Genomic DNA, 25,785 nt, shown 5'->3' with positions numbered 1-25,785 from the left:
TTATTTTATAATTCAAAAAGAGAGAAATTTATTTTCTGTTGTTTAAATCGGAAGCTATTTTCATAATTTCTGTCATGACTTCCTTGAAGGTTTCCAACTTTTCGGGAGCAATTTTTTCCATCACTTTTTTGTTGAAATTCACAACAACTTCCTTAGACATATTTCTTGAGCTTAAACCTTTATCAGTAAGCTTAATGATCACTTCACGCTTGTCGGTAGTGGTTTTTTCTTTATATATATATCCGTTATCCTCAAGGAGTTTGATGATTCTTGTGAGAGAAGTAGGTTCAATTGCCATTTTGGGTCCCAAATTGGTGCTTCTTGTACCTTCTTTCGGATCAATTTTCAATAAGGTAAGAGCCTGAACTGCAGTAGAATCGTGTTCTTGTGCAAGCTCGGTGTACATTTTCGAAACCGCTAACCAAGTCTGTTTTAGAATGAGGTCAACATTTTCTGTTTTTTCTTTATTATTATCCATCATATTTTTTTGCTAATCGGTTTTATCAAATGTAGCAAATATTATGCATGCATAGTATTTTCAAATGTTAAAATTAATTAACAGACTGATTGTCAATTGATTAAAATGTATGATTAGCATAATACTATGCATGCATAGTATGTGATATGAATAATTAAAATACTGATTTAATGAAGCTTTGAGATTAATTTAACTATATCTTCGAAAGATTCACATTGGTACTGTTTATTAGCAAATGAAATCTCCCAAATTGATTCATAATAGTTAAAATTGAACAATGACAAATCTTTTTGGAAGTTTTTTTGAAGCAAAGAATACAACATTTCTTTTTGAATCTGTGGAGATTTTATGGAAGGCGCTACAAAATTTTCGTTTATCTGAAACAGTGACGCACTCGTGAGCTCGTCATGCTGTAACAAAACATCTTCTACAATTCCGGAATATAAATGATTGTCTTTAATATACCACATTTTATCAGCAAATTCCTTTGCCAGTCTCCAGTCGTGAGAGGAAAATAGAATGAGTTTATTCTGCATTTTGGCTAATTTACGAAGCGTTTTAAGAATAATTAATTTATTCTTTTCATCAAGATGAGTAGTTGGTTCATCAAGAATAATTATTGGAGAATTTTGTGTCAAAGCTCTTCCTATAAATGCTTTTTGAAGGTTTCCGTCTGAAAGGTTTCTGAGAAGCGTATTTTTATATTGAGTTAAATCTAATTCGTGAATAATCTCCTTAACTTCCTCTCTGTCTTCTTGTTTCAATTCAAAATAGAAAGGATAGTAAATATATTTTCCGAGCGAAATAAGATCTTCAACCGTATGATTTTGCGGAATGACCGATTTAGAAAACACAACTGCAATATTTTCTGCAATTTCTTTTACCGAAAGTTCTTTTACATTTTTATTATTAATTAAAATTTCCCCTTCTAGTAAAGAGTTTTGATGAAGAATTGATTTAATTAAAGTTGTTTTCCCGACACCATTGTTACCAATCAAGAGACATACTTCTCCCAAATTCAAATCTGCATTGGCATTTGAAATTAAAGTTTTGTCGTAGCCTATGTTGGCTTGATTGATTTGTAGGTGCATTTTTTAAATAGAAATAAAAAAGATAAATAAAATAAGAGGAATGACACTGAAAATAAAATATAAAAATTTATCTTTTTTGACTTTAATTAAACTATAAATTCCTAAAAATAGAGAACCCCACAAGGCAGAAGGAATTCCAACCATAAACCACCAAATATGTCCGTATGAATAAATCCAATGCCTATCTATACTCATTCTAAAAAGTTTTGAATATTCCAAAATTGCAATACTTATCACAAACAAAGTTATGTTTGCGACAATTAATTGTTTTTGTGCTATTCTAAAATTCATTTTTTCAAATATATTTTGTCATAATAAAAGTATCTCTACAAAGTTAGCTTAGATTCCTCTAGAATGACAAAGTTGATGTTTTATTTTAAAATTTAATTATGAAATTATTTTCAATCATCTGCTCAATCAGTAAAATCTGCGAGAAAAATTAAAATTAACAATTCACTTTTATACCTTATTCTGTTTTAAAAGCATCAACAAAATCACAGGAATTCCAAACAGAGAACTGATAACATTTAAAGGAATCTGAGTTTTTTCAGCAGTAATTGAAAATAAAAGCATGATGAGCATTCCCAAAAACATATTCAAAATCCATTGTTGCCAAAGTTTTGACGGGTTATAAATCAATCTGCAGAAATGGGGTACAATGATTCCGATGAATAAAATAGGCCCTAAAAAAGCTGTGATAGAAGCAGATAAGAGTGAAGAAGTTACAATGATCAATATTTTTAAATGATTTAAATTAACTCCTAAACTTTGTGCATATGAGCTTCCTAAAGAATTTCCTATTAAAGGTTTGATGGTTTTAAAACAAAAAAATAATCCAATCCCGACTAAAATCGACAGTACGATAATCTGATTTCTAGAAACCATATTATTCGCTCCAAAAGACCACAAAACATAGTTTTTCAGACTTTGATTTTCAGCATAAAACTGCAAAAGAGAAACGATTGCTCCTGCAAACGCCGAAACCAAGAATCCGAAAATAATCAAATATGATTTGTCCTGAAATTTATTCGACATTGACAGCAGAACGAGCATCAAAAGCAAACTTCCAACAATTGCGGATAGACTTAAAAAGCTGTTCTGTAAAAATTCAGGCAGTAAAATGCTGTGCGAAAAGAAAATGTAAAATGCGACGGATAAACTTGCAACCGATGTAATTCCTAAAATATCGGGCCCTGCAAGTGGATTTTGAAAGTATTCCTGCATCAAAAAACCTGATGTCGGAATTGAAATTCCTGCCAAAAGCATGACCAAAACACGATTGATTCTTATTTCAGCGATTTGTCCGTTTTCAGAATTATGAAGAAAATCATGAAGATTTAAATTTAAAAATCCTGTGTTCAGATTAATGACCGCAGCCAATACAATTGCGATACATAAAACTAAACACAGGATTCTGAATTTTTTCGACATTAAATATAGTTTCTCGAAAAATTATTTAATAAAAGAATCAATTTTTGAATTTAGCAATTCTGAAGTCATCATTCCTAAATATTCATCCGTTTTATCGCCTTTTCTCATATATGTAAATGGTATTGCATCGCCTTTCCATTCTTTAAAATTGTTCTTAAAAAAAGTTTCATCAAGCTGACTGCCGTCTAAAAGAATGGTATTGTTTCTAATGCCTTGTTTATCTACGAAAGTAGGAACTTCAGTATTCCAGACTTCTTTGGTATCCAGACTGATAAATGTAATTTTCACCGGTTGACCTTTCAATTCTGTAATTTTATCTTTAAAATGTGGAATTTCTCTCACGCATGGCCCGCACCAAGTTGCAAAGAAATTGTTTACATATAAAGTGTCATTTTTAGTTTGTAAAAAATCAGTAGTTTGCTGCGGATTCAAGGCTTTTAAAGAAGGTGCTGCAGGAAGAGGTTCTGGAACTATATTTGAAATAGAATCGTTCGCCGCAGTATTTTCCTCCGTTTTTTCAGCTTCTTTTTTACAGCTAAAAAGGGTGACAGCTAAAAGTGTCGATAAAAGTATCTTTTTCATAAGTAAAGTTCTGTTGTTATCATGAAATATACGATGGGTATTTCTCACTGGTTTTATTGGTAAGAAAATTACGTCACAGACCGTTTCATAATTATTTTTTATTTATTTTTGAAATGAAGTATGGAACAACAAATCTATAAAGGAAAACTGACGCAGTTTCACGGCCTAAAAATAGCTAAAAAGGAAGACCTGACCAAAAATACTTTTTCGTTGGAGCTTGAAATTCCGGAGAATCTTAAAGAGAATTTTAAGTTTGAGGCGGGGCAGTTTGTCAGTATTAAATTCAATGCTGATGGAAAAGAAGTTATCAATGATTATTCGATGACTTCGGCGCCGTATGAGGAAAAAATAACATTAGGAATTAAAATTAATTCTCAGAACGGAGCAACTGCAGAACTTTATGATAACTATCAGGCTGGTGATGAATTACTTGTAAGTGAGCCTAACGGTAGATTTACCATTGTTTCGAAACCTAGTGAATTTCGTACTATTATTGGTTTTGCTGCAGGAATAGGGATTACTCCTATTCTGAGCCATTTTAAAAATATCCTTCATAACGAACCGAGAACAAGACTTTTTTTGTTTCTTGGAAATAAAAGTTCTGAAGAACTTATTTATCGTGATCTTTTAGATAATCTTGCTCATCAATATGGTGAAAGGCTTCAGATTTTTTACTTTTATTCTCAGGAAAAAACAGCAGACCAGTTTTTCTATGGAAGGTTAGACGCCAAGAAACTAAATTTAATCATCAATCAAATCCTTCATTTGGATGATACTGATGAAGAATCTACGATTTGGGATGCCGTAGATGAAGTTTTGATTTGCGGAAAAGGGGAGATGATAAAAACTCTTGCAAATGCGTGTTATCATCATGGAATTCCGAAGAAGAATATTCATTTTGAATTATTTGAAGAGTTTAATGATGATATTTATCCTGTGGAAAAAGACTTTCCATTGATTGAAAATGTACAGGTTGATTTTAAAATGTTTGGGAAAAATTATCAGACTGAACTTCCAAATAATAAAGAAAAAATTCTGCAACAACTTTTAATTCAAAAATTCAATGTTCCTTATTCCTGTAAATCGGGAATTTGCGGAAGCTGTGAATGTACTTTGGAAGAAGGAGAAGTTGAGCTTTTAGAAAACGAATATCTTACCGAAAAAGAAGAGGCTCAGGGTAAAATTTTAGCTTGCATGTCGATTGCAAAAACTAAGAAAATAAAGCTTAACTTTGACTTTAGTTGAGAATCATCCGAAACATATTTAAATTTATTTTTTTATCAATAGAATTGGTTTTTCTCTTGATATGTCTTTGTAATGTCTGGGTTTTTGGGATTACCAACGGCAGAACTTACAATAAGATTTCAAAAATTCCGCCACGAGAAATCGCTTTGGTTTTAGGAACTTCTCCCAGAATGCGTTCGGGGCTTTCTAATCCTTATTTTACTAAAAGAATGGATGCTGCTGCATTGCTTTATCATCACGGAAAAATAAAAAAAATCATTGTGAGTGGGGAAAAAAGCAAAGGTTACAATGAGCCGGCTGCAATGAAAAATTATTTGATTTACCAGGAAGGTGTTCCGGAAGATATCATTATTGAAGATCCTGAAGGTTTTAATACTTATAAAAGTATCTTACGCTGCAAAGATGTTTACGGAAAGAAAAACGTTATTATCGTTTCACAAGGTTTTCATAATCTTCGGGCATTATTTTTTGCAAGAAATAATAACATGAATGCGCTAGGATTTGATGCGCAAGATGTCAACAAACCCGAAAGTTTCTACAGAAACCAATCCAGAGAGATACTTGCCAGAGTGATTGCTGTAGTTTATTTTGTATTGGGAATTTCTGCGGACTAGAAAGGATATCCGAATGCAATATTCAGTGTAGGTTTTAAAGGTTGGAAATTATTGAATCTCCACCTTTCGCCATCAGGTTTGTTTGGGTCATAAATTTTATAGGCCAAATCTAATCTTAAAGTAATGTACGCTACATTTACCCTTAAACCAACTCCGCTGCCGACACCCATTTCTCTGATGAATCTATTGAATTTAAACTGATCATCAAAACCGTTGTTTTCCGTATTCCAAACGTTTCCGATATCTGTGAAAATGGCGCCTTCATACATATCATTAAATGGAATTCTATATTCTAAATTGGTTGTCAATTTCACATTACCCATTAAATAAGTTCTCACCCTTTCGTCAACCTGAGAACCTCCGGGACCTAATCCGCCAAAAGCGACCCAGGCACGAATATCATTAGCACCACCATTAAAATAAGATCGTACAAAAGGCATTGAAGAAGAGTTTCCATAAGGAATTCCTAATCCGATAAACTGGCGAAGAACCAAAGTTTGGTTTCCGTTAAATTTAAAATACTTTCTTACGTCAAAATCAAACTTCACAAACTGAGCATAAGGAATTCCGAAAATTGTACGTTCCGGACTTCTTAAAACTCCGCCATCATCTTCTCTTTTTTGATTGAATATACTCGGAATATTACCTGCAACTTCCATTTTCCCATTAAAATAGAATGCGTTTGGATAGTCTTTTTTACCGATTTCGTTATAGATAAAATTATAAATAAAAGATGAGATAATCACATCCTGAGTCTGTCTGTCTTTATTGACAAGCGTTCCCAAGAATGCCACCACATCATCAGCCTTTTTTTGATCTAGTGTAGATATATAATTATCATCTGTAATGATTTGTTCCGAAACCTGATCTCTTGTTAATGCTCCTGATTCAAATTGCTGTTTTAATTGAGGATTAAACGTAAAATAATCATCAAAAACGACTCTTCTCACCGCATCATCATTAACGAAGAAATCATAATAGCTGTCTTTATTTTTTGTTAAACTGAAAAGTGTATTAAATAAAGTCAATCTGTGTGATGACTGATCATTAACGTTAGCAAAATAATTTAAGCCTGTATTAAAGTTAACTCTTCCCAAACCAATATTATTCTGCACAGAAGCTCCCAAAACAATTGATGATGTTGGAGTGTATCTTTTAGGAATGAGTTTATAATAATTAAAAGGCAATAACAAACGTGGAAAACTCAATGAAGCCTGTGCCGAAAGTTCGTAAGCCCAAATTCTGTTGTCAAGATCCCTAGGATTTACAACACGTCCGAAAGTACCAGAAAGACTTGTAGAAAGGTTTTCTGCACCTCCAAACACATTTCTCGTAGTAAGATCAACTGAAGGAGATAATCCCCAATTCAAAAATTGAGAATAATTTAAATCTGTCCCTAATTTAAGTTCATACTTTGGAAGCGGTTTTAGTAAATATAGAACATCGATGATGCTGTCATTCGGCTTTATTGCGCCGCCTTGTCTTAAAGAATCTTTAGCTTTCAGAATGCTGAAATTATTCATAGCCAAAAGATTTCTTTTGGTTAAATCAAGTTGATTTTGATCATAAACTGATTTGTTATCAACGATAATTGCTCTCCAAATAGAATTGGTTTTGTAATTATCATTCATTTTATGAAATCTGATTCTTCGCAGACTGTCTTTCACCGTTTTTCTACCAAAATCACTCGGCTCATCGACGATGGCAACATCTATATTTCCAAATGTAGAACGTTTATATGGAGAATCTGCAGAATCTTTATGAATTTCAAGTGTTAAAGGAACATTTTTTCTATCTTTTAATGAGTCGGCAACGAAATAAACTTCATCGTTTGCATTATTAAATTTATAATAACCGCTTCTTCTCATCAGGTCATTAATTCTGGTCACTTCTTTTTCCAAGACAGTTTGATCAAGTACCTTTCGTGATTTTACAAGAGTTTCGTTGATGTTTTGCTGATAAAGACTTTTAACGCCAGCATCAGGAATATTATAGTAATATTCTTTAATATTGGTTGGGCTGTTATGCGTTAAAAAATAAGTTACCGCTGCTTTTTTAGAAGTTGAATCCAATTCATGTTTAAATTTAACCTCAGAATCCCAATAACCCCGGTAGGTCATTCTTTTTTTAATAGACTCTGCACTTTTGTCTGTTCTTGTCTGATCAAGAATTACCGGTGGTGTTCCGAAATTGTGTAAAATCCTATCCCACAATAAACTTTTTCCAACGCTTTCAGGCATATTGTATTTCACGAATAGTGAATCCCTTAGCTTTTGATCTCTCATTTCACTAGGGTAGGTCAAATATTCACTGAATAATGTATCGTACTTAGGATTTGCAGCATTGTGCAACAAAAGCCCAAGCGGCATGAAAAGCAATTCTTTCTTATTCGGTTTTTGCTGAACGTAATCTTTCAGTTCTTCATCAAAAAACTCTTTCTTATCTTCAAATTGAAAGTTGTTTTTTGTCAGTAAAAATTCACCTTCAGGTACTTTTTTTGTGGTACTACAAGCATAAAGGACACCAACAACAGTTGCAAATGATAGAATTTTATAATATTTTTGAGGAGAATTCTTAAAATGCTTACAGCTCATACAATAAAAGTTTTACAGTCTTTAGATAAAAAGAAGTTCAGGCAAAAATACAATTTGTTTTTGGTTGAAGGGAATAAAATCATTTCCGAACTTCCCAATTCTAACTTTAAAATTAAAGAAATATTTTCTACAAATCCTCAAAATTTAAATTTTAAGGAAACTCTTGTGCATCAAATCACTGAAAATGAACTGAAAAAGATTAGTTTTCTGCAAAATCCGAAAGATTCTGTTGCAGTTTGTGAATTGAATGAAGACTCTAAATTAAATGATCAAAATATCCAGTTGATTTTAGACGGAATTCAGGATCCGGGAAATTTGGGTACAATTATTCGTTTGGCAGATTGGTTCGGAATCGAGCAGATCATTTGTAGTGAAGACACAGTAGATTTTTACAATCCAAAAGTCATTCAGGCAAGTATGGGATCTTTTACAAGAGTGAATATCGTTTATTGCAATCTAGTTGACTATTTATCTGAAACTAAAAATATAAACATAGGAACAGATATGGATGGAGAAAACATCTACACTTTTGAAAAACCTGAGAAAATAAATTTAATTTTAGGAAACGAAGGAAAGGGAATGCGTGAAGAAACCGAAAAATTACTTCACAAAAAAATATCAATTCCAAGATTTGGAAAATCTCAGTCGACAGAAAGTTTGAATGTATCTATGGCGGCAGGAATTATTTTAGGGCAACTCTTTAGAGTTGGAGAGTGATAGATTTTTAGAGTTAGAGTGTCTGGTATTAGTCCTAAGATTCTCCAACTCTAAAACTCTACAAATTCAGATAAGTTGCTCCATACTGGATACACTTTTTGTTTTTTGATAAGCCTCTAGTTTTGTTCTAAGAAATTTCAAAGCCATTGGTGCAACATAAATTAATGCTGCGCCCAAAACTTTCTTTTTCCAGTTTGAGCTTCTCATATTTTTCTTGGCGTAATTGGCTACTAAAGCAGTAACAGCAAGTTTGACAACAGTGTCCATTGCATCACCTTTGAATGCACTTCCGGCAATTCCCATTGCGGTATTTCTGTTTAAGAATAAATCTTTTACTTCTGAGGTCAGCTGTTTTGCGATCACATCTTTTCTGAGAACTGTTGTTTCTTCACCATCTTCATCTATCTTTTCTTTTAGATATTGATCAGTTAAACCATTGGTGAATGCGCTTAAGCTTTCTTTGGTATTTTTGAAAGTCAGCAATCCTTCTAAATCCTCAACTTCACTTTTTAAAAGCTTTTTCTTTCTTCTAAGTTCTTCTAAGCTACTATAATTTCTGCTCATAATTAGTGATTTAAAAATTCTATTACTTTATCGGCTACAACGTTTACGATGCGCTTTTTAAAGGTAACAACTAAAATTGTGATAAGCAAATAAAATGCAGCAACAATTAAGAATCCATATGAAGTATTGTTCAACGCTTTACCGATAAAAAATGCCAATCCAAAATTAAAAAGGATAATAAAAAAAGCAAAAGCAACTAATAAAATAACTAAGTAAGCAATTACTCCTGCCGAAATTGACGACTTTTCTGTCGCCTGAATTTTTAGCAAATCTATTCGCTTTGATGCATATTCTTTTACAGTTTCAATCATTATTTTTTTTTAAAAGTTACAAAAAAAGGAACTTTAATTTGGTCAAAGTTCCTTTTTTTATTTAAATTAAGATGAATTATCCTTTTAGATCATTCAAACCTGTTTCAACGTCTTTTACAATATCAGTAGTTTTAGAAACAATCTGATCTTTATATTTGTCGTAACCATCTTTTACAGTATGCGCTACGCTGCTTGCTGTTTCTTTGAAAGTAGAAGAGATGTTTCCATACTGATCTTTTACTTTTTCAGAAACTTCTCCGTATTTATTTTTAGCTTCTTCCTTTAGGTCGTTGGCTTTGTTTTTAATTTTTTTTCTGGTTTCTTTACCTTCTTCCGGAGCATATAACATTCCTAAGATTACACCTGCCGCAGCACCTGCCAATAATCCTGCTAAAATACCTGCTGTATTGTTTTCTTTTCTAGACATTCCTTGTTTTTTTAATTATGTTAATAAATATTTATACTTTAAAGGTTACAATTAATATACCAAATGATAAATTTGACCTATAAAAATTGTTAATTTTTTAAATGTGTCAGTATACTTTCTATTGTCTCCTTCTTAGTAAGCATCGTGTTATCTATGACAATTGCATCATCTGCCTGCTTTAGAGGTGCAATTTCTCGCTCACTGTCGATTTTATCTCTTGCAATAAGATTTTCTCGTACTTGCTGTTCATCGGCTTCAATGCCTAAACTCAGTAATTCCTGATGTCTTCTTTTGGTCCTTTCTTCAATACTGGCAGTCAGGAAAAATTTAAAATCGGCGTTTGGCAGTACCACTGTGCCAATATCTCTGCCATCCATTATAATTCCGCCTTTTTCTGCCAAATTGCGCTGAGACTGTAAAAGAAAATCTCTAACTTCTTTTTGCTTGGCAATAAGGCTTACATTATCTGAGACTTCGTTTGAACGAATTTCTTTTGAAATATTGATATGATTTAGAAAGAGAACCAACTCGCCTTTATCATTTTTAAATTCAAGTTCAATTAATGAAAAAGAATCGAAAAGCTGGTTAAGATTGATGGTTTCGTCTTCATTCAGACAGTTTTGCAATGCAAACCAGGTAATCCCACGATATAAAGCGCCAGTGTCGAGATGTACAATTCCTAATTTTTCGGCAATAATTTTTGAAATAGAACTTTTCCCTGTAGATGAGAATCCGTCAATCGCTATCACTGGTTTTTTCATACTACAAATTTCAAAAAAAAATCTGAAAATGCAAGAAAATCTACATTGTATTCTTGAAAAATTTAAGTTATAAATTTAAAATTATTCTCCTTGATGACCGCTAAGATCTACAGAAATTCCGATTTGATTAACATTAGAAGAATTGTGATATCTCACATGTGCATAATCGATACGGAATCTTGAAACTTTGAGTCCGAAACCGGCAGAAAGCCCTGAGAAATTTCTTTGATCGGCAACTGCCAATTCATTTCCTCTTCTTACGTTGTATCCCAATCTGAAATTAAAACTTTTTTCTGGGAAAAGCTCCGCGCCTAAAGAGAAGTGATCGGCAATTTTGCGTCCCGCATTTACTTCTTGGCCGTTTACATTCAAATCTGAAGAAATATCAAATTGTTGTAAATCGTGAGCGGTAATGGTAATTGCTAAAGGAAATGCTTTTAATATTTTAGTATATCCTAAATCTATTCTGAAAGGAAGGTTTTCTCTTTCGCCGTTGAAAGATTTAAACTGATAACCGAAGTTTCTTATAACTACAGAAACAACTTCTTTAGTTCGTTTTGGATGATAGGTAACTCCTAAAGTTCCTGCCAATGCAGAAGAAGTGTAGGTATCGATTTTTGAAGTAATAAAGTTTAATCCGCCACCAATCGTCCAGTCTTCTTCAAATTGGTATGCATATCCACCACCCACAGCAACATCTGAAGCTGAGAATTCTCCCATTTCAAAACCGCTGTCATCCGTTCTTGGGATATTTCCGTAGCTCATATAACGAGCATTTACCGTTACCATGTGACCGTTATCTAGATCTCTGGCGTAAGCAATGGTTCCGTATTTTGAGTCTGCGAGATATGCCGTGGCATTTACAGATAGTTGTTTATCAGATTCTTTATTCAGCAAAGCAGGGTTGGCAATGGCAAAAGAGACATCGTGATCTCTCGTTGTAATTGCGTCGCCGCCTAAAGCAGCCTGTCTTGCGGAAACCGGAATATTCAGAAACGGATATACATTTGTTCCAGTTTGAGCAAATGAAACAATTCCCGAAAGAAATAGTGAAAAAATTAGAACTTTCTTCAAATCAGTAATTAATTAATGCAAAAATAATCCTTTTTCGAACTTATCAAAATATTTACTTCATTATTTAGTATTAAATATTTTTCTTTTTTCAATATTTATATTGATTATATTTGCAAAGTTAATTTTTAACGAAATTAATTCTCAAAAACTATTATAAATTTAAAGATGAAATATAAAAGAATCCTTCTAAAACTGAGTGGTGAAGCATTGATGGGGAACAGACAGTACGGTATCGATCCCGAAAGACTGATGGAGTATGCTCAGGAAATAAAAAAGGTAGTTGACTTAGGCTGCGAAACTGCTATCGTAATTGGAGGAGGAAATATTTTCCGAGGTGTTGCAGGAGCTGCAGCTGGAATGGACAGAGTACAGGGCGATTATATGGGAATGCTTGCAACAGTAATCAACGGGATGGCGTTGCAAGGCGCTTTGGAAGACGCAGGAATCAAAACAAGATTGCAATCTGCCATCGAAATGGACAAAGTAGCTGAGCCTTTCATCAAAAGAAGAGCGGTAAGACATCTTGAAAAGGGTAGAGTAGTAATCTTCGGAGCGGGAACAGGAAACCCTTATTTCACAACTGATACTGCAGCGACTTTAAGAGCTATTGAAATTGGCGCAGACGTTATCTTAAAAGGAACAAGAGTAGACGGAATCTACGACAGCGATCCTGAGACAAACGAAAATGCTGTAAAATACAACTCATTATCTTTCGACGAAGTATTCGAGAAAAATCTTAAAGTGATGGATATGACTGCATTCACTTTAAGCCACGAAAATAAATTGCCCATCATTGTATTTGATATGAATAAAGATGGTAATTTGGTAAAGATTGTAGAAGGAGAAAATGTAGGAACTTTAGTTAATATTTAAGAATTAAAAAAATAATAGGCAAAAGTAAAAAGGATTATTTAGTCAAAATTAATTATTACCATTACTTATTGCTCATATTTATTGATGTGTAACTTATCAAATTTTTATTATATAATGGAAGAATTAGATCTTATCGTAGAATCTGTAAAACATGATATGGAAGCGGCTATCAAGCACTTGGATCATGCATTTCAAAGAATCAGAGCGGGACGTGCATCTACGAATATGGTTCAGGATGTGATGGTAGAATATTATGGTGCCCCGACTCCTCTTAATCAGGTTGCGAACGTTTCTATTCCCGATGCGATGACCATCTCAATTCAACCCTGGGATAGAACTGCGATCGGAGCGATAGAAAAAGCAATTATCAATTCAAATCTAGGCTTTGCTCCATCTAATAATGGTGAAAATATCATTCTTAATGTTCCGCCTTTAACAGAAGAGAGAAGAAGAGAACTGGCTAAACAAGCTAAAGCTGAAACTGAAGATACTAAAATCGTTGTAAGAAACGCAAGACAAAACGGTATCAAAGAACTAAAAAAGCTGGAAGGTATTTCTGAAGATGCTGTAAAAAGTACTGAAGAAGAAATTCAGGTACTTACAGACAAACATGTAAAGCTTTGTGACGACCATCTTAAGACAAAAGAAGCTGAAATTATGAAAGTATAACTTTCGGTTTTAATTATACAAAACGTGGCTTTGAATATTTCGAGGCCACGTTTTTTTGTTTTACAGACATTTTATGCTGCCTTTTTTATCTTTATTTTTAAGAAGTAATGCGAAAGTTTCCTGAACTTCTTTTGCAGAACAATTTTTACTTTCTGTATTGGGAATATTTTCAGGATTCGGTTTTGTTGCAGCGCTGGATTTTATGGTAAACTTTTTTTCTAAACACTGAATGATTTTATTGTCTGAAAAATACATTCTTTGCTGAGTGACGTCATCTTTCGTTTCTGGTTTTTCGGGTGTACCGCCGTCAAAACTCCAAACGGTCTCATCTTTAAATACAAAAAACGGTTGATTATCATTAACGAAATAATTTTCTGTAGAAGAAAAATGGCTGTCTGCAGTGAATTGTTTAATGACTTTTAAAATTCCGTTTTCGGAATAATAAACGACATTTCCTGATCTTTCTTCGCACTCATATTTAAAACCAACAGAATCTAACTTCTTTGCAAGGAGTTTTGAATTTATCAGATTATATTCTTTTTTTATTCCATCAACTGAGCTTAAATCATTTTTTAAATTTAAAGAATCGACATTTGATTTTAAGTTTAAACTGTCTGAAGAATTAGAATTTTCAACAGTTTTTAATTCATTTTCTTTTTTGCACGAAAAAATCAGAAGTAAGCCGGAAATCAGAAGTGCTTTTTTCATTGTAATGATTTTAAGATTCGATGATTTCTCAAACAAAAAATGTGCAGTTATAAATATTATCTCTAAAATTCAGATTCAAAACCTGTTTTCAAAGCTTTCTTTTCAACTGCAGATAAGTTTCTTTTATTCACCTCTTCCCAAATTTTCGCGGCTTGGTCAAAAGATTCAATTCCAGCTGTTCTCACGTTGGCAGCCCAAAGTAGAATTGCATAATCCTTTTTACTGAAGTGTTCTTTACCAAATGAGATTGACGTTTCGTTGCGGTATTTCTCTTCAATTCTTTTAGTAAAATCAAGCTTTCCACCAATACTTTCTTTTTTGATGTAAGCTTCTTTATCATTTTGCTGAGCAAAGGTGAAAACGCTCGTACTGACTAATAAGATGAATAATAATTTTTTCATTTGAAAAGAATTAAATGATTAATGAACGTAATTAGTAATGACTTAGTTTTTAACGGTTTGTTTGTCATTCCGGAGGAATCTAAGCTATGTTTTGATTCCTCCAGAATGACAAAATGACTGATGATTTTAGCGTTGTATTTAAAAATGAACATTCTTAAATAATTTAATTAAAGGTAATAAAAAATATGATTTTAACTGTGAAAAAATACTGTTCGTTACCAACTTGATTTAAAATAAAAAGCAACCGCAAAAGCAGTTGCTCAATTTCTATTTGAAAAAAACTATTTACAGTTTTCGTTATAATCTAAAATTACTTCATCTACGATCTGAGGAACATTAGACATCACATCATCAATCTGACTTTTGATCAATCTTCCTAAACCTGATCTTTTTTTCTCATCATTTTTCAGAGAAGCATAAGAGCCGCTTGCAATTTTTCCTTTTACATAGCTGCAATCTGCGGTGATGATTTTTGATTCTTTAAGATCTAATTCTTTCAACTTGCTACCTTTTTTAGAATAAATAAAAGAAGGGTTTTTTCTCATTCTTTCAGTTTCCTGGTCAGCTTTGTCAATTTGACTTTGTCCGGCTGAGAAAGTGGTAGGGTATCCGTATAATTTATAAACCTTTATTTTACCGTCTGTCACGACTTCTGCAAACTGATTACTTTTGGTAAGATTATTAAACGCTTTGATGTTTCCGCTTAATCCGCCTGTTGCTGTGTTGAAACCTTCTTTGGTATTGGTATATTTTACCACTTCAAAATGTCTTTCGTTATTGCTGTCGTCGTAAGCAACGTATTCTTTCAAATCATCAGAATCCATTGTTTTGAACTTTTGCTTTTTCTTAGATTTGTCGATATCAGCTGTAGCAATGAATTTCACTTTCTTCTGATTGACCCACGGACTCATATCGCTTCCCGCCAGTCTTACGATTCCTTCAATTTTCTTTCCGTTTTTATCGACAACGTAGCCATACTTTTCATCGGCTTTCAGTTCGTAATCTGTGTTTTCTTCTTGTGCATACACGCTTGAAGTCATCAAACTGAACAAGCCAAACAGTAAAACTTTTTTCATTATTAATTTCATTTAAATTAGTTGATAAATATGAGATTTTTTTTTGACAATTTAATATTTTAAAATATTTTGATTGAAATTTAATTTAAAATCAAAGTAATTAATTTAAATAATTATTCAGTTTAACCAAAAAAATCCGGAGACAAGCTCCGGATATGATATTACTGATATCTTTTATGTTCTTTATCCTTTACAAAAAGCTTCGTAATAGGCTTTAAGAAAGCTTTGTATTTTTCAGCATCAAATAATTGAGAATCTGTCAACGCTTTATAAGTCATCAAAACCCCAAAAGGAAAGAGGATCATATTCGGAAGCCAGGCCGCCAAATAAGGACTCATTTTTCCCGACCAAGCTACGTTTTCAAAACCAACATTGATTACATAAAATATAATAAAAATTACAATCGCTACAATTACGGGAACACCCATTCCTCCTTTTCGGATGATTGATCCCAAACTCGCCCCAATCATAAAGAAAATAATACACGTAAATGAATAAGTAATCATTCTCTGCTGATAGATCACCACTTTATTAAAATATTTTACACTTGAATTAAGTTCCTGATTTTTTGAATCCAGCGTTGTCTTAAGATTGTCTAATCTGCTGTGTGCATTATAAATCATCTCAAGCTTTTTATCTTTTTTGATGGTATCAAATTTATACTGAGATTTTACAGGAGCTTTCGACTTATTTTTATCCATATAGCTCACAACAGAGCTTGTTTGAGATATTACTTCTGTACTGATATTGCTAACCAATTTAGCATTGTCTTTTTTGGTTTTAGTAATTGTGCCAAATAATTCTTCAAACGACTGAAAACGGAAATCTTCAGTAATTTTCTCTTGTTCAATTGCTTTGTTGATGATTTCACTGACATCAAAATGAGAAACCAGCGTATCAAATTTTATAGCCTGATCAGGTTGTTTTAATCTTACATTTTCTGCTTTTCCGGCATAGCTGTCTTCAAAAACGTAACCGTTAAATAAAACCAACTGCAGATAATTTTTATTCGGAGGTGTTACAAATTTTCCTTTTTCTGCAACGATTGATTGCTGATTTTCGAATGTACTTGCTTTTTTATGAATGAAAATTCCTTCAAGATCACGCCCGTCTTCACCTTCAATTTTATCAAATTTCACCATGTATCCCGGAATTTGATCGATAAATTGACCCGGTGTAAAATTCAATGCAGGTTTGGTCTGTGCAATATTGAAAAGCATATTTCTAGCCTTCCTTTGAAAATCGGGAATTATATTACTGGAGAAGAGATAGAGTAAGATTGCCAATAAAGTCACAACCCCTAAAAGCGGCATCATTACTCTCGTCAATGAAATTCCGGCAGCTTTCATGGCAGCTAATTCGTAGCGCTCGCCAAATTCACCAAAAGACATGATACTTGCCAGAAGTATCGTCAAAGGTAAAACCATGCTTACCACATTCACTCCCAGATAAAAAAGAAGCTTCATGATCTGAAACGTGGTAAGACCTTTTCCCATGAATTGCCCAAGCTGAATCCAGATAATGTTTACAATAAAAATGAAAAACAAAACACTGAATATAAAAAAGAACGGACCAAAAAAGGTTTTAATGATGTATCGGTCTAATATTTTAAACATTCGCCAAAATTAATGAAAAAGCCACAAAGTTTCCTTTGTGACTTTAAATTTTAATATATATTTAGAATTATAATTCTGTAACAAGATAATTTTTGAATTTATTTTTATCAAAAACAAACATATTCGGGTCTAATTGCTGGTTTTCTTTGTATTCTTTAATTGAAATTACCGCAATATCTTTATTGTTTCCATGCTGTTCGAGTTTAAGCATTTGCTTTTTGGTTCCATCAATAAAAATGTAGATTGATTTTAATCCGTTCGCTTTTACCGGAGTTAATGTGATGAAATCTGCGCTTACACCATCCACCGTTTTTTTACCGCTATACGTAACGTTGTAATCTTTTCTGTAAGAAGTAAGATAATTGATAGGTGAGAACATCGTTGAGCTTTCATTAGGCTTTGCTACCGTTACTTCCTTATCTTCTGTGTTGATATTATAAATTTTGCTGCCATCGAAAATCTGTTCGGTCTCCATGATTTTCAACTTGTATTTATCACCAGCTGAGTAGTAAATTCCGGGTTCGTTTTTACTTACAACACCGTTTACACCGCTTCCAAAAGCAAATTTGAAATAAGAATTCTTTTTAGATTTGTAATTTGCCGTCACATCATCTAATATTTTTTTTGCTTTAGCATCAATTTTCTGAGCCTGAGCAAAAGCCATACTTCCTACTACAAAACTTCCGAATACTATTTTTGATATTATTTTTTTCATTTTTTTCTAAATTTTCTACTACTTAGACCCTTTCAACTAACAAAAGTTAAAGTATGTCTATCTGTTTTTAATTTCGCAGGTCTTCCAAAAACTGTTCCAAAGAATTCAGATCGCTGATTAGAACTTCTCTCGCTTTAGCTCCATTAAATCCGCCAACGATGCCACTTGATTCCAACTGATCCATAATTCTCCCTGCTCTGTTGTAACCTAATTTCAACTGTCTCTGGAGCATTGAAGTAGAACCTTGCTGTGTAGAAACAATAATTCTTGCAGCTTCATCAAATAACTGATCTTTTTCATTCGGATCAAATGCTCCTACAGAGTTTGCTGCTCCTTCACTCACATATTCCGGAAGCATGAAAGCTGAAGCATACCCTTTTTGTTCCCCAATAAATTCTGCCAGCTTTTCTACTTCTGGAGTATCAATAAAAGCACACTGAAGTCTTAAAATTTCATTACCGTTAAAATAAAGCATGTCACCCTTTCCAATCAGCTGATCTGCACCCGGAGAATCAAGAATCGTTCTTGAGTCGACACTTGAAATAACTCTGAACGCCGCTCTTGCAGGGAAATTCGCCTTAATCATCCCTGTAATTACGTTTACAGAAGGTCTTTGAGTAGCAACAATCAAGTGAATTCCTACTGCTCTTGCCAGCTGTGCTAATCTTGCGATAGGAAGCTCAACCTCTTTTCCGGCAGTCATAATCAAATCGGCAAACTCATCGACAACCAAAACAATGTAAGGTAAATAACGATGTCCGTTTTCAGGATTTAATTTTCTTTCGCTGAATTTCTTGTTGTATTCTTTTAAGTTTTTACAGAAAGCATTTTTAAGCAAATCATATCGCTGATCCATTTCTACACAAAGAGAATTCAACGTATTGATTACTTTGTGAGTGTCTGTAATAATTGCATCATCAGAATCGGGAAGTTTCGCCAAATAATGTCTTTCAATTTTAGAATATAAAGAAAGTTCTACTTTTTTAGGATCCACCATTACGAATTTCAATTCACTTGGGTGTTTCTTGTAAAGTAGGGAAGTCAGGATTGCATTAATACCAACAGATTTACCTTGACCTGTAGAACCAGCCATCAAAAGGTGAGGCATTTTTGACAAATCGGCCATGAAAACTTCATTGGAAATTGTTTTTCCAAACACAACAGGAAGATCCATATCTGTATTCTGGAATTTTTGCGAAGCAATTACCGAACGCATAGAAACCATTGTAGGATTTTTTCTCGGAACTTCAATTCCGATGGTACCTTTTCCTGGCATTGGAGCAATAATTCTGATTCCTAAAGCAGAAAGATTCAACGCAATATCATCCTGCAGCTTTTTAATCGCAGAAACTCTGATTCCTGCTTCAGGTACGATTTCGTATAATGTAACTGTTGGCCCGATTGTCGCTTTAATTTCAGCAATTCCAACGTTGAAGTTCTTTAATAATCCAACAATTTTATTTTTGTTTTCTTCTAATTCTTCCTTATTAACCGATATTTCTTCATTTCCATAATCTTTCAGAAGATCTAAAGTCGGCATCTGAAATTTAGGCAAATCCAAACGGTGATCATACAGACCGTGTTTCTCTACCAAATCGTTTGAGTGCACTTCAGCATCAGTCAAAATCTCAACAGCCGGCGCAACTTCTACATTAAATTTAATTCCGTCGGTTGAAGGAGTTGATGGTTTCATATCAAAAGCTTCTTCAGGCCTAGCAACAGGAATTACAGGTTTTGTATTTAAATCTAAACTTAATGTTGATGAAGAATCTCTTTTAATTTCCTCAAATGAAGTCTGATTAGGCGTTACGATGGTTTCTATATTCACAGAAGGCTGAATTTCATTTGAAACTTTCGCAGGTTTTGCAGTTTCTTGCATTTTGACATTGCCGCAAACATCAGTTACAGTAACATTTGATGGAGAATCCTGAATTTCGCTTTCTAACTCTTCATCTGCTTCAAAATTTTCACTAGAATTTGGCATCATCGATTTTACTCTGCCAATCGTATTTTCATTGATTTCGTTAAATTTTGATTTGATTGAACTTGGACGAAGATTAAACTCAAGAATAAAATATAAAGCAATACTCACCACCAAAACCAGCCAAAGACCAACACTTCCGATGATTGCATTTAAAGAATCCATTATTTGGTAACCGTAAACACCACTTAAAACTCCGGCATTTCCCTGACCTTTTGTAATCGCTCCGAAGAAGATGGGAAGCCAACAGATAAAGAACAATGAATGTCCGAAAGTCATCCACGGCTTAAAGATTTTTTTCTTCAGAATCATTGTCCCGAAAACCACAAAAAGGAATGCAACAATAAATGAGGCAATACCAATGCTTTCAAATATAAAAATATTGCCCAGCCAGTCGCCCAATTTCCCAAAAATATTGGAAGATTGTATGCTTTTGTCGAGCATCGTTCCGGCTTGGCTTTGATCTGATTTCCAATTCATTAAATATGAAATGAAAGAAAGCGCCAGAACTCCCGAAAAAACAATAAACGTTAATCCGAAAAAGATGCGTGGCTTCGATAAAATTTTGCCTTTTTCAGGCGAATCGGTCTGCGGTTTTTGTGTTTTCTTTTCCATAATGTCAATCTCGGCAAATTTAGTGTTTTTTTAATATTGTGCCTGTTTTTTTTCGTCAAAACAAAGTCTTATTTCTGCACTGATTCACAGATATTTTAGATTTTCAGCAAAGAATTTAAAACTATTAAGAACGATTCAAAATAACAGTTTCATGGGGTTCTAATGACAAAAAACAGCTTTTTTTCTCTGCCTTTCGTTTTATCATCCTTATTTTTGCATGTCTAGTAAAAAAAATCATGAAGAAGATCCAAGATATTCTTATTTCAACCAGAACAATGGCAGTACTATTGCTGGTTTACGCATTTTCGATGGCTTATGCGACGTTCCTAGAAAACGACTACGGAACACCTGCTGCAAAAGCTTTAATTTATGAAGCTAAATGGTTTGAACTGATTATGGTTCTTCTTATTTTGAATTTCATCGGAAACATTGCACGATATCGTCTGTGGAAAAGAGAAAAATGGCCGGTTTTGGTTTTCCACCTTTCTTTTATTTTGATTTTTATCGGTGGTGCCATTACAAGATACATCAGTTTTGAAGGGCAAATGACCATCAGAGAAGGTGAAACTTCAAACGAAATTGTAACAGACAAACATTTCTTTAAAATTCAGATTGAAAATAAAGGCGATGTACTGAATTATCAGGATGTTCCTTATCTAATGTCACCATTACACAAAGACTTTAATGCAACATATGATTTCCACGGACAGGAAATTAAAGTGAAAACTTTGGATTATGTTCAAAGAAAAAAGGATAGTTTAGTTGCTGATCAAAACGGTGCAGAATATCTTCATTTAGTTTCTACAGCTGAAACGGGAAGACAGAACATTTACATCAAATCCGGAGAAACAAAATCAATCAACGGAACTTTGGTAACGTTCAACAGAGCTATTGATGGTGCAGTTGAATTTAAAAAAGAAAACGGACAGATTTTTATTAAAACTCCTGTTGATGCCAACTTTATGACAATGGCAACTCAGGCTACAGGGACAACTGTAAAAGATCAGTTTCAACCTTTGGTTTTAAGAAGTTTGTATAATATTAATGAACTAAAATTAGTTTTTCCTGAACCTCTTAGAAAAGGAAAATTAATAGCATTTGAAGGAGATAAAAAGAAAGACCAGAACGTTCCCGATGCAATGACTATCGAACTTCAAGGTCCGAAAACAAAACAAATCGTAGAACTTTCTGTGGAAAGAGGAAATCCAAACGCTTACAAACAAGTGACCATGGATGGATTGAATATTATGGTTGGTTTTGGTCCTAAGATCTACAACACACCTTTTGCAATAAAATTAGATGATTTCGTGATGGAAACTTACCCTGGAAGTTCATCTCCCAGTGCATATGAAAGTCACGTAAAAGTAATTGACGAAGGAAAACAGACACCCTATAAAATTTACATGAATAATATCCTTGACTATAAAGGTTACCGTTTTTTCCAGGCAAGCTATACGCCGGATAGAATGGGAACTTTGCTTTCTGTAAACCATGATTACTGGGGAACTTTAATCTCTTATATTGGTTATACATTCTTATTTGGAGGGATGTTTGTGATGTTTTTCTGGAAAGGAACACATTTCTGGAAACTTAATAAAATGCTGAAAGACATTAATAAGAAAAGAGCAGCAACAGTTGTTTTATTATTCTTGAGCTTAACATTAAGCGCTCAGAAAATTGAAATGCATGGAACAGACGACGGAAGTGGCACCCATGTACACAAAGAAGGAGATGGCCATACCCATGAAGTAGCTCCTCAAGCAGCTCAGCCACAAGGAAATCAACAGAATTCTTTAGCTTCTCCTTTGACGAAGATGAAAATAATTTCGCCGGATGAGATTATTTCGAAAAATAAAATTAGTAAAGAGCACGCAGACAAGTTTGGCTATCTTTTGGTGCAGAATTACGAGGGGAGAATTGTTCCAATTAATACACAGGCTTTAGATATTTTAAGAAAACTTTACCAAAAAGATAAATTTAAAGGAACTGAAGGAAAATATTTGACAGCTGAACAATGGTTTTTGTCAATTAATACAGATACACCAAGCTGGACGATGGTTCCTCTTATAAAAGTAGATGCGAAAGGAGGGAAAGCTCTTTTAAAACGCGTAAAGGCAAATGAAGATGGTTATACAACTTTGATGAATTTATTTCCATCGGATGCTAACGGAAATCTAACTTATATTTTAGATGAAGAATATAACACAGCATTCCGTAAAAAACCGGCATTACAATCGGAGTATGACAAGGAGATTATTAAATTAAACGAAAAAGTTCAGATTTTCAATGAGTTTTTCAGCGGACAATTCATGAGAATCGTTCCTGTGAAAAATGACCCGAATCATACTTGGCATTCTTGGCTTGACCAAAAAATGGAACCGGATATGGAATCTCAGAAAGTAATGGGACCATATTTCGCAGAAGCGCTTCAGGCTCAGAAAACAGGAGATTGGAGCAAAGCAGATGCTGAATTAAAAAAATTGTCAGACTATCAGCAGAAGTGGGGTAAAGCGGTCGTTCCTTCAAAATCAAAAGTAGATTTAGAAGTTTTTATCAATAAAGCAAACATCAACTTTTTCTTATTAATTTTCTACACCATCATTGGCGGATTAGTTTTTGTTTTAGGTTTTGTGGAATTATTTAAGCCCACCAAAATTCTTAACAAAATAATCAAAGGAATTATTTATATCGGACTTGTAGGTTACATTGTTCACTTTTTAGGACTTATTGCAAGATGGTATATTTCTGGCCACGCTCCTTGGAGTAACGGCTATGAAGCAATTATTTTCATTTCATGGATAGGAGTTTCTGCAGGGATGATGTTCTATTTCGGATTCGGAAATCCAAAATTGAAACAACAAGATTCTGAAAAGAAATTGTCAACTAAAAACCATTCTAATGCATTAATTCCGGCAGCAGGATTTATGGTTGCGGTAATTATGATGGGCTTTGCTCATGGAGCAGTAGCACTTAACCCGCAGATTACACCATTGGCACCAGTTCTTAAATCTTATTGGTTAGTTGTGCATGTTGCCATTATTGTATCAAGCTACGGTTTCTTCGCATTGTCGATGATTATTGCCGTAATTACACTGATATTCTATATTATTACAGATAAAAAACAGTTCCAATTGCATAATGATTCTACATTAAAAGAATTGGCAATTGTATCTGAAATGTCTTTAACAATCGGACTTTTTGCATTAACAGTAGGAAACTTCTTAGGTGGAATCTGGGCCAATGAATCTTGGGGAAGATACTGGAGCTGGGATCCAAAAGAAACTTGGGCATTTATTTCAATTATGGTGTATGCATTTGTTTTACATATGAGGTTGGTTCCGGGATTGAGAAGCAGATGGGCATTCAGCGTAGCAACAATGTTTGCTTTCTGCTCAATGGTTATGACGTATTTCGGAGTAAATTATTACTTGAGTGGACTTCACTCTTATGCAGCAGGTGATCCTGTTCCAATTCCGGCTTGGGTATATATAGGCCTAGCAGCCATGTTTACTTTAGCATTAGTGTCTTACTTTAAATTTATTGCTTTAAAGAAAAAGTAAATCATTAATATATATATGATATTTAAAACTCCCGAAAAATTAATTTTTCGGGAGTTTTTTTATTTTCAAATTTCATGACTTAGGAAAAAAGAACATTCCGAAAATTAAAATTTTATCATTTGAAAAAATTTTAAACTTACAATTCATAATTCAAAACTTCTACATATCTTTATGATATCAAATTAATATCAATTTAAAAATAAAAAATCATGGAAAAAGTTTTAAAACCTATGTCTGGCTATCTTGCCCTCGTTATTTGCTTAGTATTACTAGGAGCTTCAGGCTACCTTTTTATTATCGGAGTTGACGAAAATATCACATTTGTTATTTTGGCAATTGCATGTTTTCTGTTGAGCTGTTTCTTTATGAAAGGCTTGATGATTATTCAGCCAAACCATTCAAGAGTTTTGAATTTCTTTGGGAAATATGTTGGTTCGGTAAAAGACAACGGATTATTTTTTATCAACCCTTTGTATTCATCACAAAAAATGTCTCTTCGTTCTGAAAACCTTCAGGGACAAACATTAAAAGTCAACGACAAGATGGGGAACCCAATCGAAATCGCTGTTGTAATGGTTTGGAAAGTAGGAGATACTTACAAAGCAGCTTTTGATGTTGAAAGATATTCAGATTTTGTAAAAATGCAGAGCGAGGCAGCAGTTCGTCATTTGGCAATGAGTTTTCCTTATGATAATCTGGAAGACGATCATGCTCCGATCACATTAAGAGAAGGTGGTGAAAAGATCAATTCAATTCTTGAACAGGAATTGACAGACCGACTTTCAAAAGCAGGAATTATCATTCAGGAAGCCAGAATTTCTCATTTGGCATATGCATCGGAGATTGCAGGAGCAATGCTTCAGAGACAACAAGCGACAGCAATTGTGGCAGCAAGAACAAAAATCGTAGAAGGTGCAGTTGGAATGGTAGATTTAGCATTAAAGAAACTTTCAGAAGAAAATATTGTTGAATTGGATGACGAAAGAAAAGCAGCAATGGTAAGCAATCTGATGGTCGTTCTTTGTGGTGAAAAAGCAGCACAACCGATTTTAAATGCAGGAACATTGTACAATTAAAGTTGAGTTAAAAAGGATATTTTAATTAATTTAATTTAAAAAAACTCCGTGTTCTTCGCTAAGTGAAACGCCTTAGCGAACTTAAAAGCAGTTAGTAGTAAAAAAATCTTTGCGAACTTTGCCTTAAAATAATTAGTTTTTAAACCTGCTAAAAAATGAAATCTCAGAACCCAAAAAACTCGTCAGAAACCCTGGCAAAAGGCAAAAAATCTTTTGTCATCAGGATTGATGAGTCTACTTATAAGTTACTTGAAAAATGGGCAAATGATGAGTTCAGAAGTGTAAACGGACAAATAGAATATTTGCTCAATCAAAGTTTAGTCAATTCCGGGAGGAAGAAAAAAGAATAGAATAAGTTTAATTAAAATGAAAAGCAGAGAAGATATTCTTTGCTTTTTTTATTGAAAAATTCCGGAAAAATAATCACTGATGATCGTCCAGAAATTTTTACCTAAAAAATAAATGAGCGTAGAAGTGATAATTCCTTTCACTGTAAAGAAAATGATACCACCAATCCCGAATTTCTTTATAAGTTGCTTCCATCTGGATTTTTTCTCTTCATCAGGTTCTTGTACAGATTTATTGGTTTCCATTTCTGAAAGTGTA

The 25,785-nt window shown here is 33.5% G+C and carries 26 protein-coding genes; 8 read left to right on the top strand and 18 right to left on the bottom strand.

Annotation, left to right across the window (positions count from 1 at the left end; genetic code table 11):
- Window positions 1-28: 28 nt before the first annotated feature.
- From LNP04_RS02400 to LNP04_RS02380, 5 genes are all read right to left on the bottom strand, one after another.
- Window positions 29-478 carry a MarR family winged helix-turn-helix transcriptional regulator gene (locus LNP04_RS02400; RefSeq protein ID WP_129537312.1) on the bottom strand — a complete coding sequence of 150 codons (450 nt, stop codon included), beginning with the start codon at window positions 476-478 and terminating at the stop codon, window positions 29-31.
- Window positions 479-645: 167 nt separating this feature from the next.
- A complete protein-coding gene (locus LNP04_RS02395; protein WP_229984992.1) occupies window positions 646-1,569 on the bottom strand; it encodes an ABC transporter ATP-binding protein in 924 nt (307 codons plus the stop codon).
- 3 nt (window positions 1,570-1,572) lie between these two features.
- A complete protein-coding gene (locus LNP04_RS02390; RefSeq protein ID WP_229984991.1) occupies window positions 1,573-1,860 on the bottom strand; it encodes a hypothetical protein in 288 nt (95 codons plus the stop codon).
- A 168-nt stretch (window positions 1,861-2,028) separates the two neighbouring features.
- Window positions 2,029-3,000: an iron ABC transporter permease gene (locus tag LNP04_RS02385; protein ID WP_229984990.1), complete on the bottom strand. Its 972-nt coding sequence runs from the start codon at window positions 2,998-3,000 to the stop codon at window positions 2,029-2,031.
- A gap of 21 nt (window positions 3,001-3,021) precedes the next feature.
- Complete coding sequence (locus LNP04_RS02380) at window positions 3,022-3,582, bottom strand: TlpA family protein disulfide reductase (protein ID WP_229984989.1); 561 nt, start codon at window positions 3,580-3,582, stop codon at window positions 3,022-3,024.
- A gap of 120 nt (window positions 3,583-3,702) precedes the next feature.
- Between LNP04_RS02380 and LNP04_RS02375 the strand changes: the two genes are divergently transcribed.
- Together LNP04_RS02375 and LNP04_RS02370 are read left to right on the top strand one after the other, a co-directional pair.
- Window positions 3,703-4,827 (top strand): ferredoxin--NADP reductase, encoded by a 1,125-nt coding sequence (locus LNP04_RS02375; protein ID WP_229984988.1) that lies wholly within the window; start codon window positions 3,703-3,705, stop codon window positions 4,825-4,827.
- Between the two features lie 56 nt (window positions 4,828-4,883).
- The gene (locus tag LNP04_RS02370; RefSeq protein ID WP_407928626.1) at window positions 4,884-5,441 is read left to right on the top strand and encodes a vancomycin high temperature exclusion protein; all 558 of its coding nucleotides are present in this window, start codon (window positions 4,884-4,886) and stop codon (window positions 5,439-5,441) included.
- On the opposite strand, the gene LNP04_RS02365 is transcribed toward LNP04_RS02370, so the two are convergent.
- Window positions 5,438-8,035: a BamA/TamA family outer membrane protein gene (locus LNP04_RS02365; RefSeq protein ID WP_229984986.1), complete on the bottom strand. Its 2,598-nt coding sequence runs from the start codon at window positions 8,033-8,035 to the stop codon at window positions 5,438-5,440. The genes LNP04_RS02370 and LNP04_RS02365 overlap by 4 nt on opposite strands.
- Between LNP04_RS02365 and LNP04_RS02360 the strand changes: the two genes are divergently transcribed.
- Complete coding sequence (locus tag LNP04_RS02360) at window positions 8,021-8,752, top strand: RNA methyltransferase (RefSeq protein WP_229984985.1); 732 nt, start codon at window positions 8,021-8,023, stop codon at window positions 8,750-8,752. The genes LNP04_RS02365 and LNP04_RS02360 overlap by 15 nt on opposite strands.
- Before the next feature lie 66 nt (window positions 8,753-8,818).
- Here the strand turns inward: LNP04_RS02360 and LNP04_RS02355 are convergent, their stop codons facing one another.
- The 5 genes from LNP04_RS02355 to porQ form a co-directional block, all read right to left on the bottom strand.
- The gene (locus LNP04_RS02355) at window positions 8,819-9,316 is read right to left on the bottom strand and encodes a phosphoribosyl-ATP pyrophosphatase (RefSeq protein WP_229984984.1); all 498 of its coding nucleotides are present in this window, start codon (window positions 9,314-9,316) and stop codon (window positions 8,819-8,821) included.
- A gap of 2 nt (window positions 9,317-9,318) precedes the next feature.
- Window positions 9,319-9,627 (bottom strand): phage holin family protein, encoded by a 309-nt coding sequence (locus LNP04_RS02350; protein WP_229984983.1) that lies wholly within the window; start codon window positions 9,625-9,627, stop codon window positions 9,319-9,321.
- A gap of 76 nt (window positions 9,628-9,703) precedes the next feature.
- Entirely contained in the window at window positions 9,704-10,054 is a 351-nt protein-coding gene (locus LNP04_RS02345) for a YtxH domain-containing protein (protein ID WP_229984982.1), read from the bottom strand.
- Window positions 10,055-10,143: 89 nt separating this feature from the next.
- Window positions 10,144-10,815 carry a (d)CMP kinase gene (gene cmk, locus LNP04_RS02340; RefSeq protein ID WP_229984981.1) on the bottom strand — a complete coding sequence of 224 codons (672 nt, stop codon included), beginning with the start codon at window positions 10,813-10,815 and terminating at the stop codon, window positions 10,144-10,146.
- An 81-nt stretch (window positions 10,816-10,896) separates the two neighbouring features.
- Window positions 10,897-11,889 (bottom strand): type IX secretion system protein PorQ, encoded by a 993-nt coding sequence (gene porQ / locus LNP04_RS02335; protein WP_229984980.1) that lies wholly within the window; start codon window positions 11,887-11,889, stop codon window positions 10,897-10,899.
- A gap of 165 nt (window positions 11,890-12,054) precedes the next feature.
- Between porQ and pyrH the strand changes: the two genes are divergently transcribed.
- Together pyrH and frr are read left to right on the top strand one after the other, a co-directional pair.
- Window positions 12,055-12,762 (top strand): UMP kinase, encoded by a 708-nt coding sequence (gene pyrH, locus LNP04_RS02330; RefSeq protein ID WP_229984979.1) that lies wholly within the window; start codon window positions 12,055-12,057, stop codon window positions 12,760-12,762.
- A 114-nt stretch (window positions 12,763-12,876) separates the two neighbouring features.
- A complete protein-coding gene (gene frr / locus LNP04_RS02325; RefSeq protein WP_229984978.1) occupies window positions 12,877-13,431 on the top strand; it encodes a ribosome recycling factor in 555 nt (184 codons plus the stop codon).
- Window positions 13,432-13,491: 60 nt separating this feature from the next.
- On the opposite strand, the gene LNP04_RS02320 is transcribed toward frr, so the two are convergent.
- The 6 genes from LNP04_RS02320 to LNP04_RS02295 form a co-directional block, all read right to left on the bottom strand.
- The gene (locus LNP04_RS02320) at window positions 13,492-14,139 is read right to left on the bottom strand and encodes a hypothetical protein (RefSeq protein ID WP_229984977.1); all 648 of its coding nucleotides are present in this window, start codon (window positions 14,137-14,139) and stop codon (window positions 13,492-13,494) included.
- 62 nt (window positions 14,140-14,201) lie between these two features.
- Window positions 14,202-14,540, bottom strand: a complete 339-nt coding sequence (locus tag LNP04_RS02315) for a hypothetical protein (RefSeq protein ID WP_229984976.1) — start codon at window positions 14,538-14,540, stop codon at window positions 14,202-14,204.
- 281 nt (window positions 14,541-14,821) lie between these two features.
- Window positions 14,822-15,616 carry a hypothetical protein gene (locus tag LNP04_RS02310; RefSeq protein ID WP_229984975.1) on the bottom strand — a complete coding sequence of 265 codons (795 nt, stop codon included), beginning with the start codon at window positions 15,614-15,616 and terminating at the stop codon, window positions 14,822-14,824.
- Window positions 15,617-15,777: 161 nt separating this feature from the next.
- Window positions 15,778-17,232, bottom strand: coding sequence for an LptF/LptG family permease (locus tag LNP04_RS02305; protein ID WP_229984974.1), 1,455 nt, complete (start codon window positions 17,230-17,232; stop codon window positions 15,778-15,780).
- Window positions 17,233-17,299: 67 nt separating this feature from the next.
- A complete protein-coding gene (locus LNP04_RS02300) occupies window positions 17,300-17,947 on the bottom strand; it encodes an outer membrane lipoprotein carrier protein LolA (protein ID WP_229984973.1) in 648 nt (215 codons plus the stop codon).
- Window positions 17,948-18,014: 67 nt separating this feature from the next.
- Window positions 18,015-20,543, bottom strand: a complete 2,529-nt coding sequence (locus LNP04_RS02295; protein WP_229984972.1) for a DNA translocase FtsK — start codon at window positions 20,541-20,543, stop codon at window positions 18,015-18,017.
- A gap of 236 nt (window positions 20,544-20,779) precedes the next feature.
- Here LNP04_RS02295 and ccsA point away from each other — a divergent pair, with 236 nt between their 5' ends.
- From ccsA to LNP04_RS02280, 3 genes are all read left to right on the top strand, one after another.
- Window positions 20,780-24,103 (top strand): cytochrome c biogenesis protein, encoded by a 3,324-nt coding sequence (ccsA, locus tag LNP04_RS02290; RefSeq protein WP_229984971.1) that lies wholly within the window; start codon window positions 20,780-20,782, stop codon window positions 24,101-24,103.
- A 209-nt stretch (window positions 24,104-24,312) separates the two neighbouring features.
- A complete protein-coding gene (locus LNP04_RS02285; RefSeq protein ID WP_229984970.1) occupies window positions 24,313-25,179 on the top strand; it encodes an SPFH domain-containing protein in 867 nt (288 codons plus the stop codon).
- 155 nt (window positions 25,180-25,334) lie between these two features.
- The gene (locus LNP04_RS02280) at window positions 25,335-25,529 is read left to right on the top strand and encodes an Arc family DNA binding domain-containing protein (protein WP_229984969.1); all 195 of its coding nucleotides are present in this window, start codon (window positions 25,335-25,337) and stop codon (window positions 25,527-25,529) included.
- 48 nt (window positions 25,530-25,577) lie between these two features.
- Here the strand turns inward: LNP04_RS02280 and LNP04_RS02275 are convergent, their stop codons facing one another.
- Window positions 25,578-25,772 carry a hypothetical protein gene (locus LNP04_RS02275; protein ID WP_229984968.1) on the bottom strand — a complete coding sequence of 65 codons (195 nt, stop codon included), beginning with the start codon at window positions 25,770-25,772 and terminating at the stop codon, window positions 25,578-25,580.
- Window positions 25,773-25,785: the final 13 nt, after the last annotated feature.

The sequence above is a fragment of the Chryseobacterium sp. C-71 genome (assembly GCF_020911865.1).
Lineage (GTDB): Bacteria > Bacteroidota > Bacteroidia > Flavobacteriales > Weeksellaceae > Chryseobacterium.
The sequence above is the reverse complement of the archived record's forward strand: the minus strand, read 5'-3'. Positions and strand labels throughout refer to the sequence as shown.

What these genes read in the sequence shown, in the direction of transcription:
- pyrH (WP_229984979.1), top strand. Translation starts at nt 12,055, where the DNA reads ATGAAATATAAAAGAATCCTTCTAAAACTGAGTGGTGAAGCATTGATG.
- LNP04_RS02395 (WP_229984992.1), bottom strand. Translation starts at nt 1,569, where the DNA reads ATGCACCTACAAATCAATCAAGCCAACATAGGCTACGACAAAACTTTA.
- LNP04_RS02295 (WP_229984972.1), bottom strand. Translation starts at nt 20,543, where the DNA reads ATGGAAAAGAAAACACAAAAACCGCAGACCGATTCGCCTGAAAAAGGC.
- LNP04_RS02305 (WP_229984974.1), bottom strand. Translation starts at nt 17,232, where the DNA reads ATGTTTAAAATATTAGACCGATACATCATTAAAACCTTTTTTGGTCCG.
- LNP04_RS02350 (WP_229984983.1), bottom strand. Translation starts at nt 9,627, where the DNA reads ATGATTGAAACTGTAAAAGAATATGCATCAAAGCGAATAGATTTGCTA.
- LNP04_RS02280 (WP_229984969.1), top strand. Translation starts at nt 25,335, where the DNA reads ATGAAATCTCAGAACCCAAAAAACTCGTCAGAAACCCTGGCAAAAGGC.
- LNP04_RS02320 (WP_229984977.1), bottom strand. Translation starts at nt 14,139, where the DNA reads ATGAAAAAAGCACTTCTGATTTCCGGCTTACTTCTGATTTTTTCGTGC.
- LNP04_RS02390 (WP_229984991.1), bottom strand. Translation starts at nt 1,860, where the DNA reads ATGAATTTTAGAATAGCACAAAAACAATTAATTGTCGCAAACATAACT.
- ccsA (WP_229984971.1), top strand. Translation starts at nt 20,780, where the DNA reads ATGAAGAAGATCCAAGATATTCTTATTTCAACCAGAACAATGGCAGTA.
- LNP04_RS02285 (WP_229984970.1), top strand. Translation starts at nt 24,313, where the DNA reads ATGGAAAAAGTTTTAAAACCTATGTCTGGCTATCTTGCCCTCGTTATT.
- cmk (WP_229984981.1), bottom strand. Translation starts at nt 10,815, where the DNA reads ATGAAAAAACCAGTGATAGCGATTGACGGATTCTCATCTACAGGGAAA.
- LNP04_RS02355 (WP_229984984.1), bottom strand. Translation starts at nt 9,316, where the DNA reads ATGAGCAGAAATTATAGTAGCTTAGAAGAACTTAGAAGAAAGAAAAAG.
- LNP04_RS02275 (WP_229984968.1), bottom strand. Translation starts at nt 25,772, where the DNA reads ATGGAAACCAATAAATCTGTACAAGAACCTGATGAAGAGAAAAAATCC.
- LNP04_RS02310 (WP_229984975.1), bottom strand. Translation starts at nt 15,616, where the DNA reads ATGAAAAAAGTTTTACTGTTTGGCTTGTTCAGTTTGATGACTTCAAGC.
- LNP04_RS02365 (WP_229984986.1), bottom strand. Translation starts at nt 8,035, where the DNA reads ATGAGCTGTAAGCATTTTAAGAATTCTCCTCAAAAATATTATAAAATT.
- LNP04_RS02360 (WP_229984985.1), top strand. Translation starts at nt 8,021, where the DNA reads ATGCTTACAGCTCATACAATAAAAGTTTTACAGTCTTTAGATAAAAAG.
- LNP04_RS02385 (WP_229984990.1), bottom strand. Translation starts at nt 3,000, where the DNA reads ATGTCGAAAAAATTCAGAATCCTGTGTTTAGTTTTATGTATCGCAATT.
- LNP04_RS02315 (WP_229984976.1), bottom strand. Translation starts at nt 14,540, where the DNA reads ATGAAAAAATTATTATTCATCTTATTAGTCAGTACGAGCGTTTTCACC.
- LNP04_RS02380 (WP_229984989.1), bottom strand. Translation starts at nt 3,582, where the DNA reads ATGAAAAAGATACTTTTATCGACACTTTTAGCTGTCACCCTTTTTAGC.
- LNP04_RS02400 (WP_129537312.1), bottom strand. Translation starts at nt 478, where the DNA reads ATGGATAATAATAAAGAAAAAACAGAAAATGTTGACCTCATTCTAAAA.
- LNP04_RS02345 (WP_229984982.1), bottom strand. Translation starts at nt 10,054, where the DNA reads ATGTCTAGAAAAGAAAACAATACAGCAGGTATTTTAGCAGGATTATTG.
- frr (WP_229984978.1), top strand. Translation starts at nt 12,877, where the DNA reads ATGGAAGAATTAGATCTTATCGTAGAATCTGTAAAACATGATATGGAA.
- LNP04_RS02375 (WP_229984988.1), top strand. Translation starts at nt 3,703, where the DNA reads ATGGAACAACAAATCTATAAAGGAAAACTGACGCAGTTTCACGGCCTA.
- LNP04_RS02300 (WP_229984973.1), bottom strand. Translation starts at nt 17,947, where the DNA reads ATGAAAAAAATAATATCAAAAATAGTATTCGGAAGTTTTGTAGTAGGA.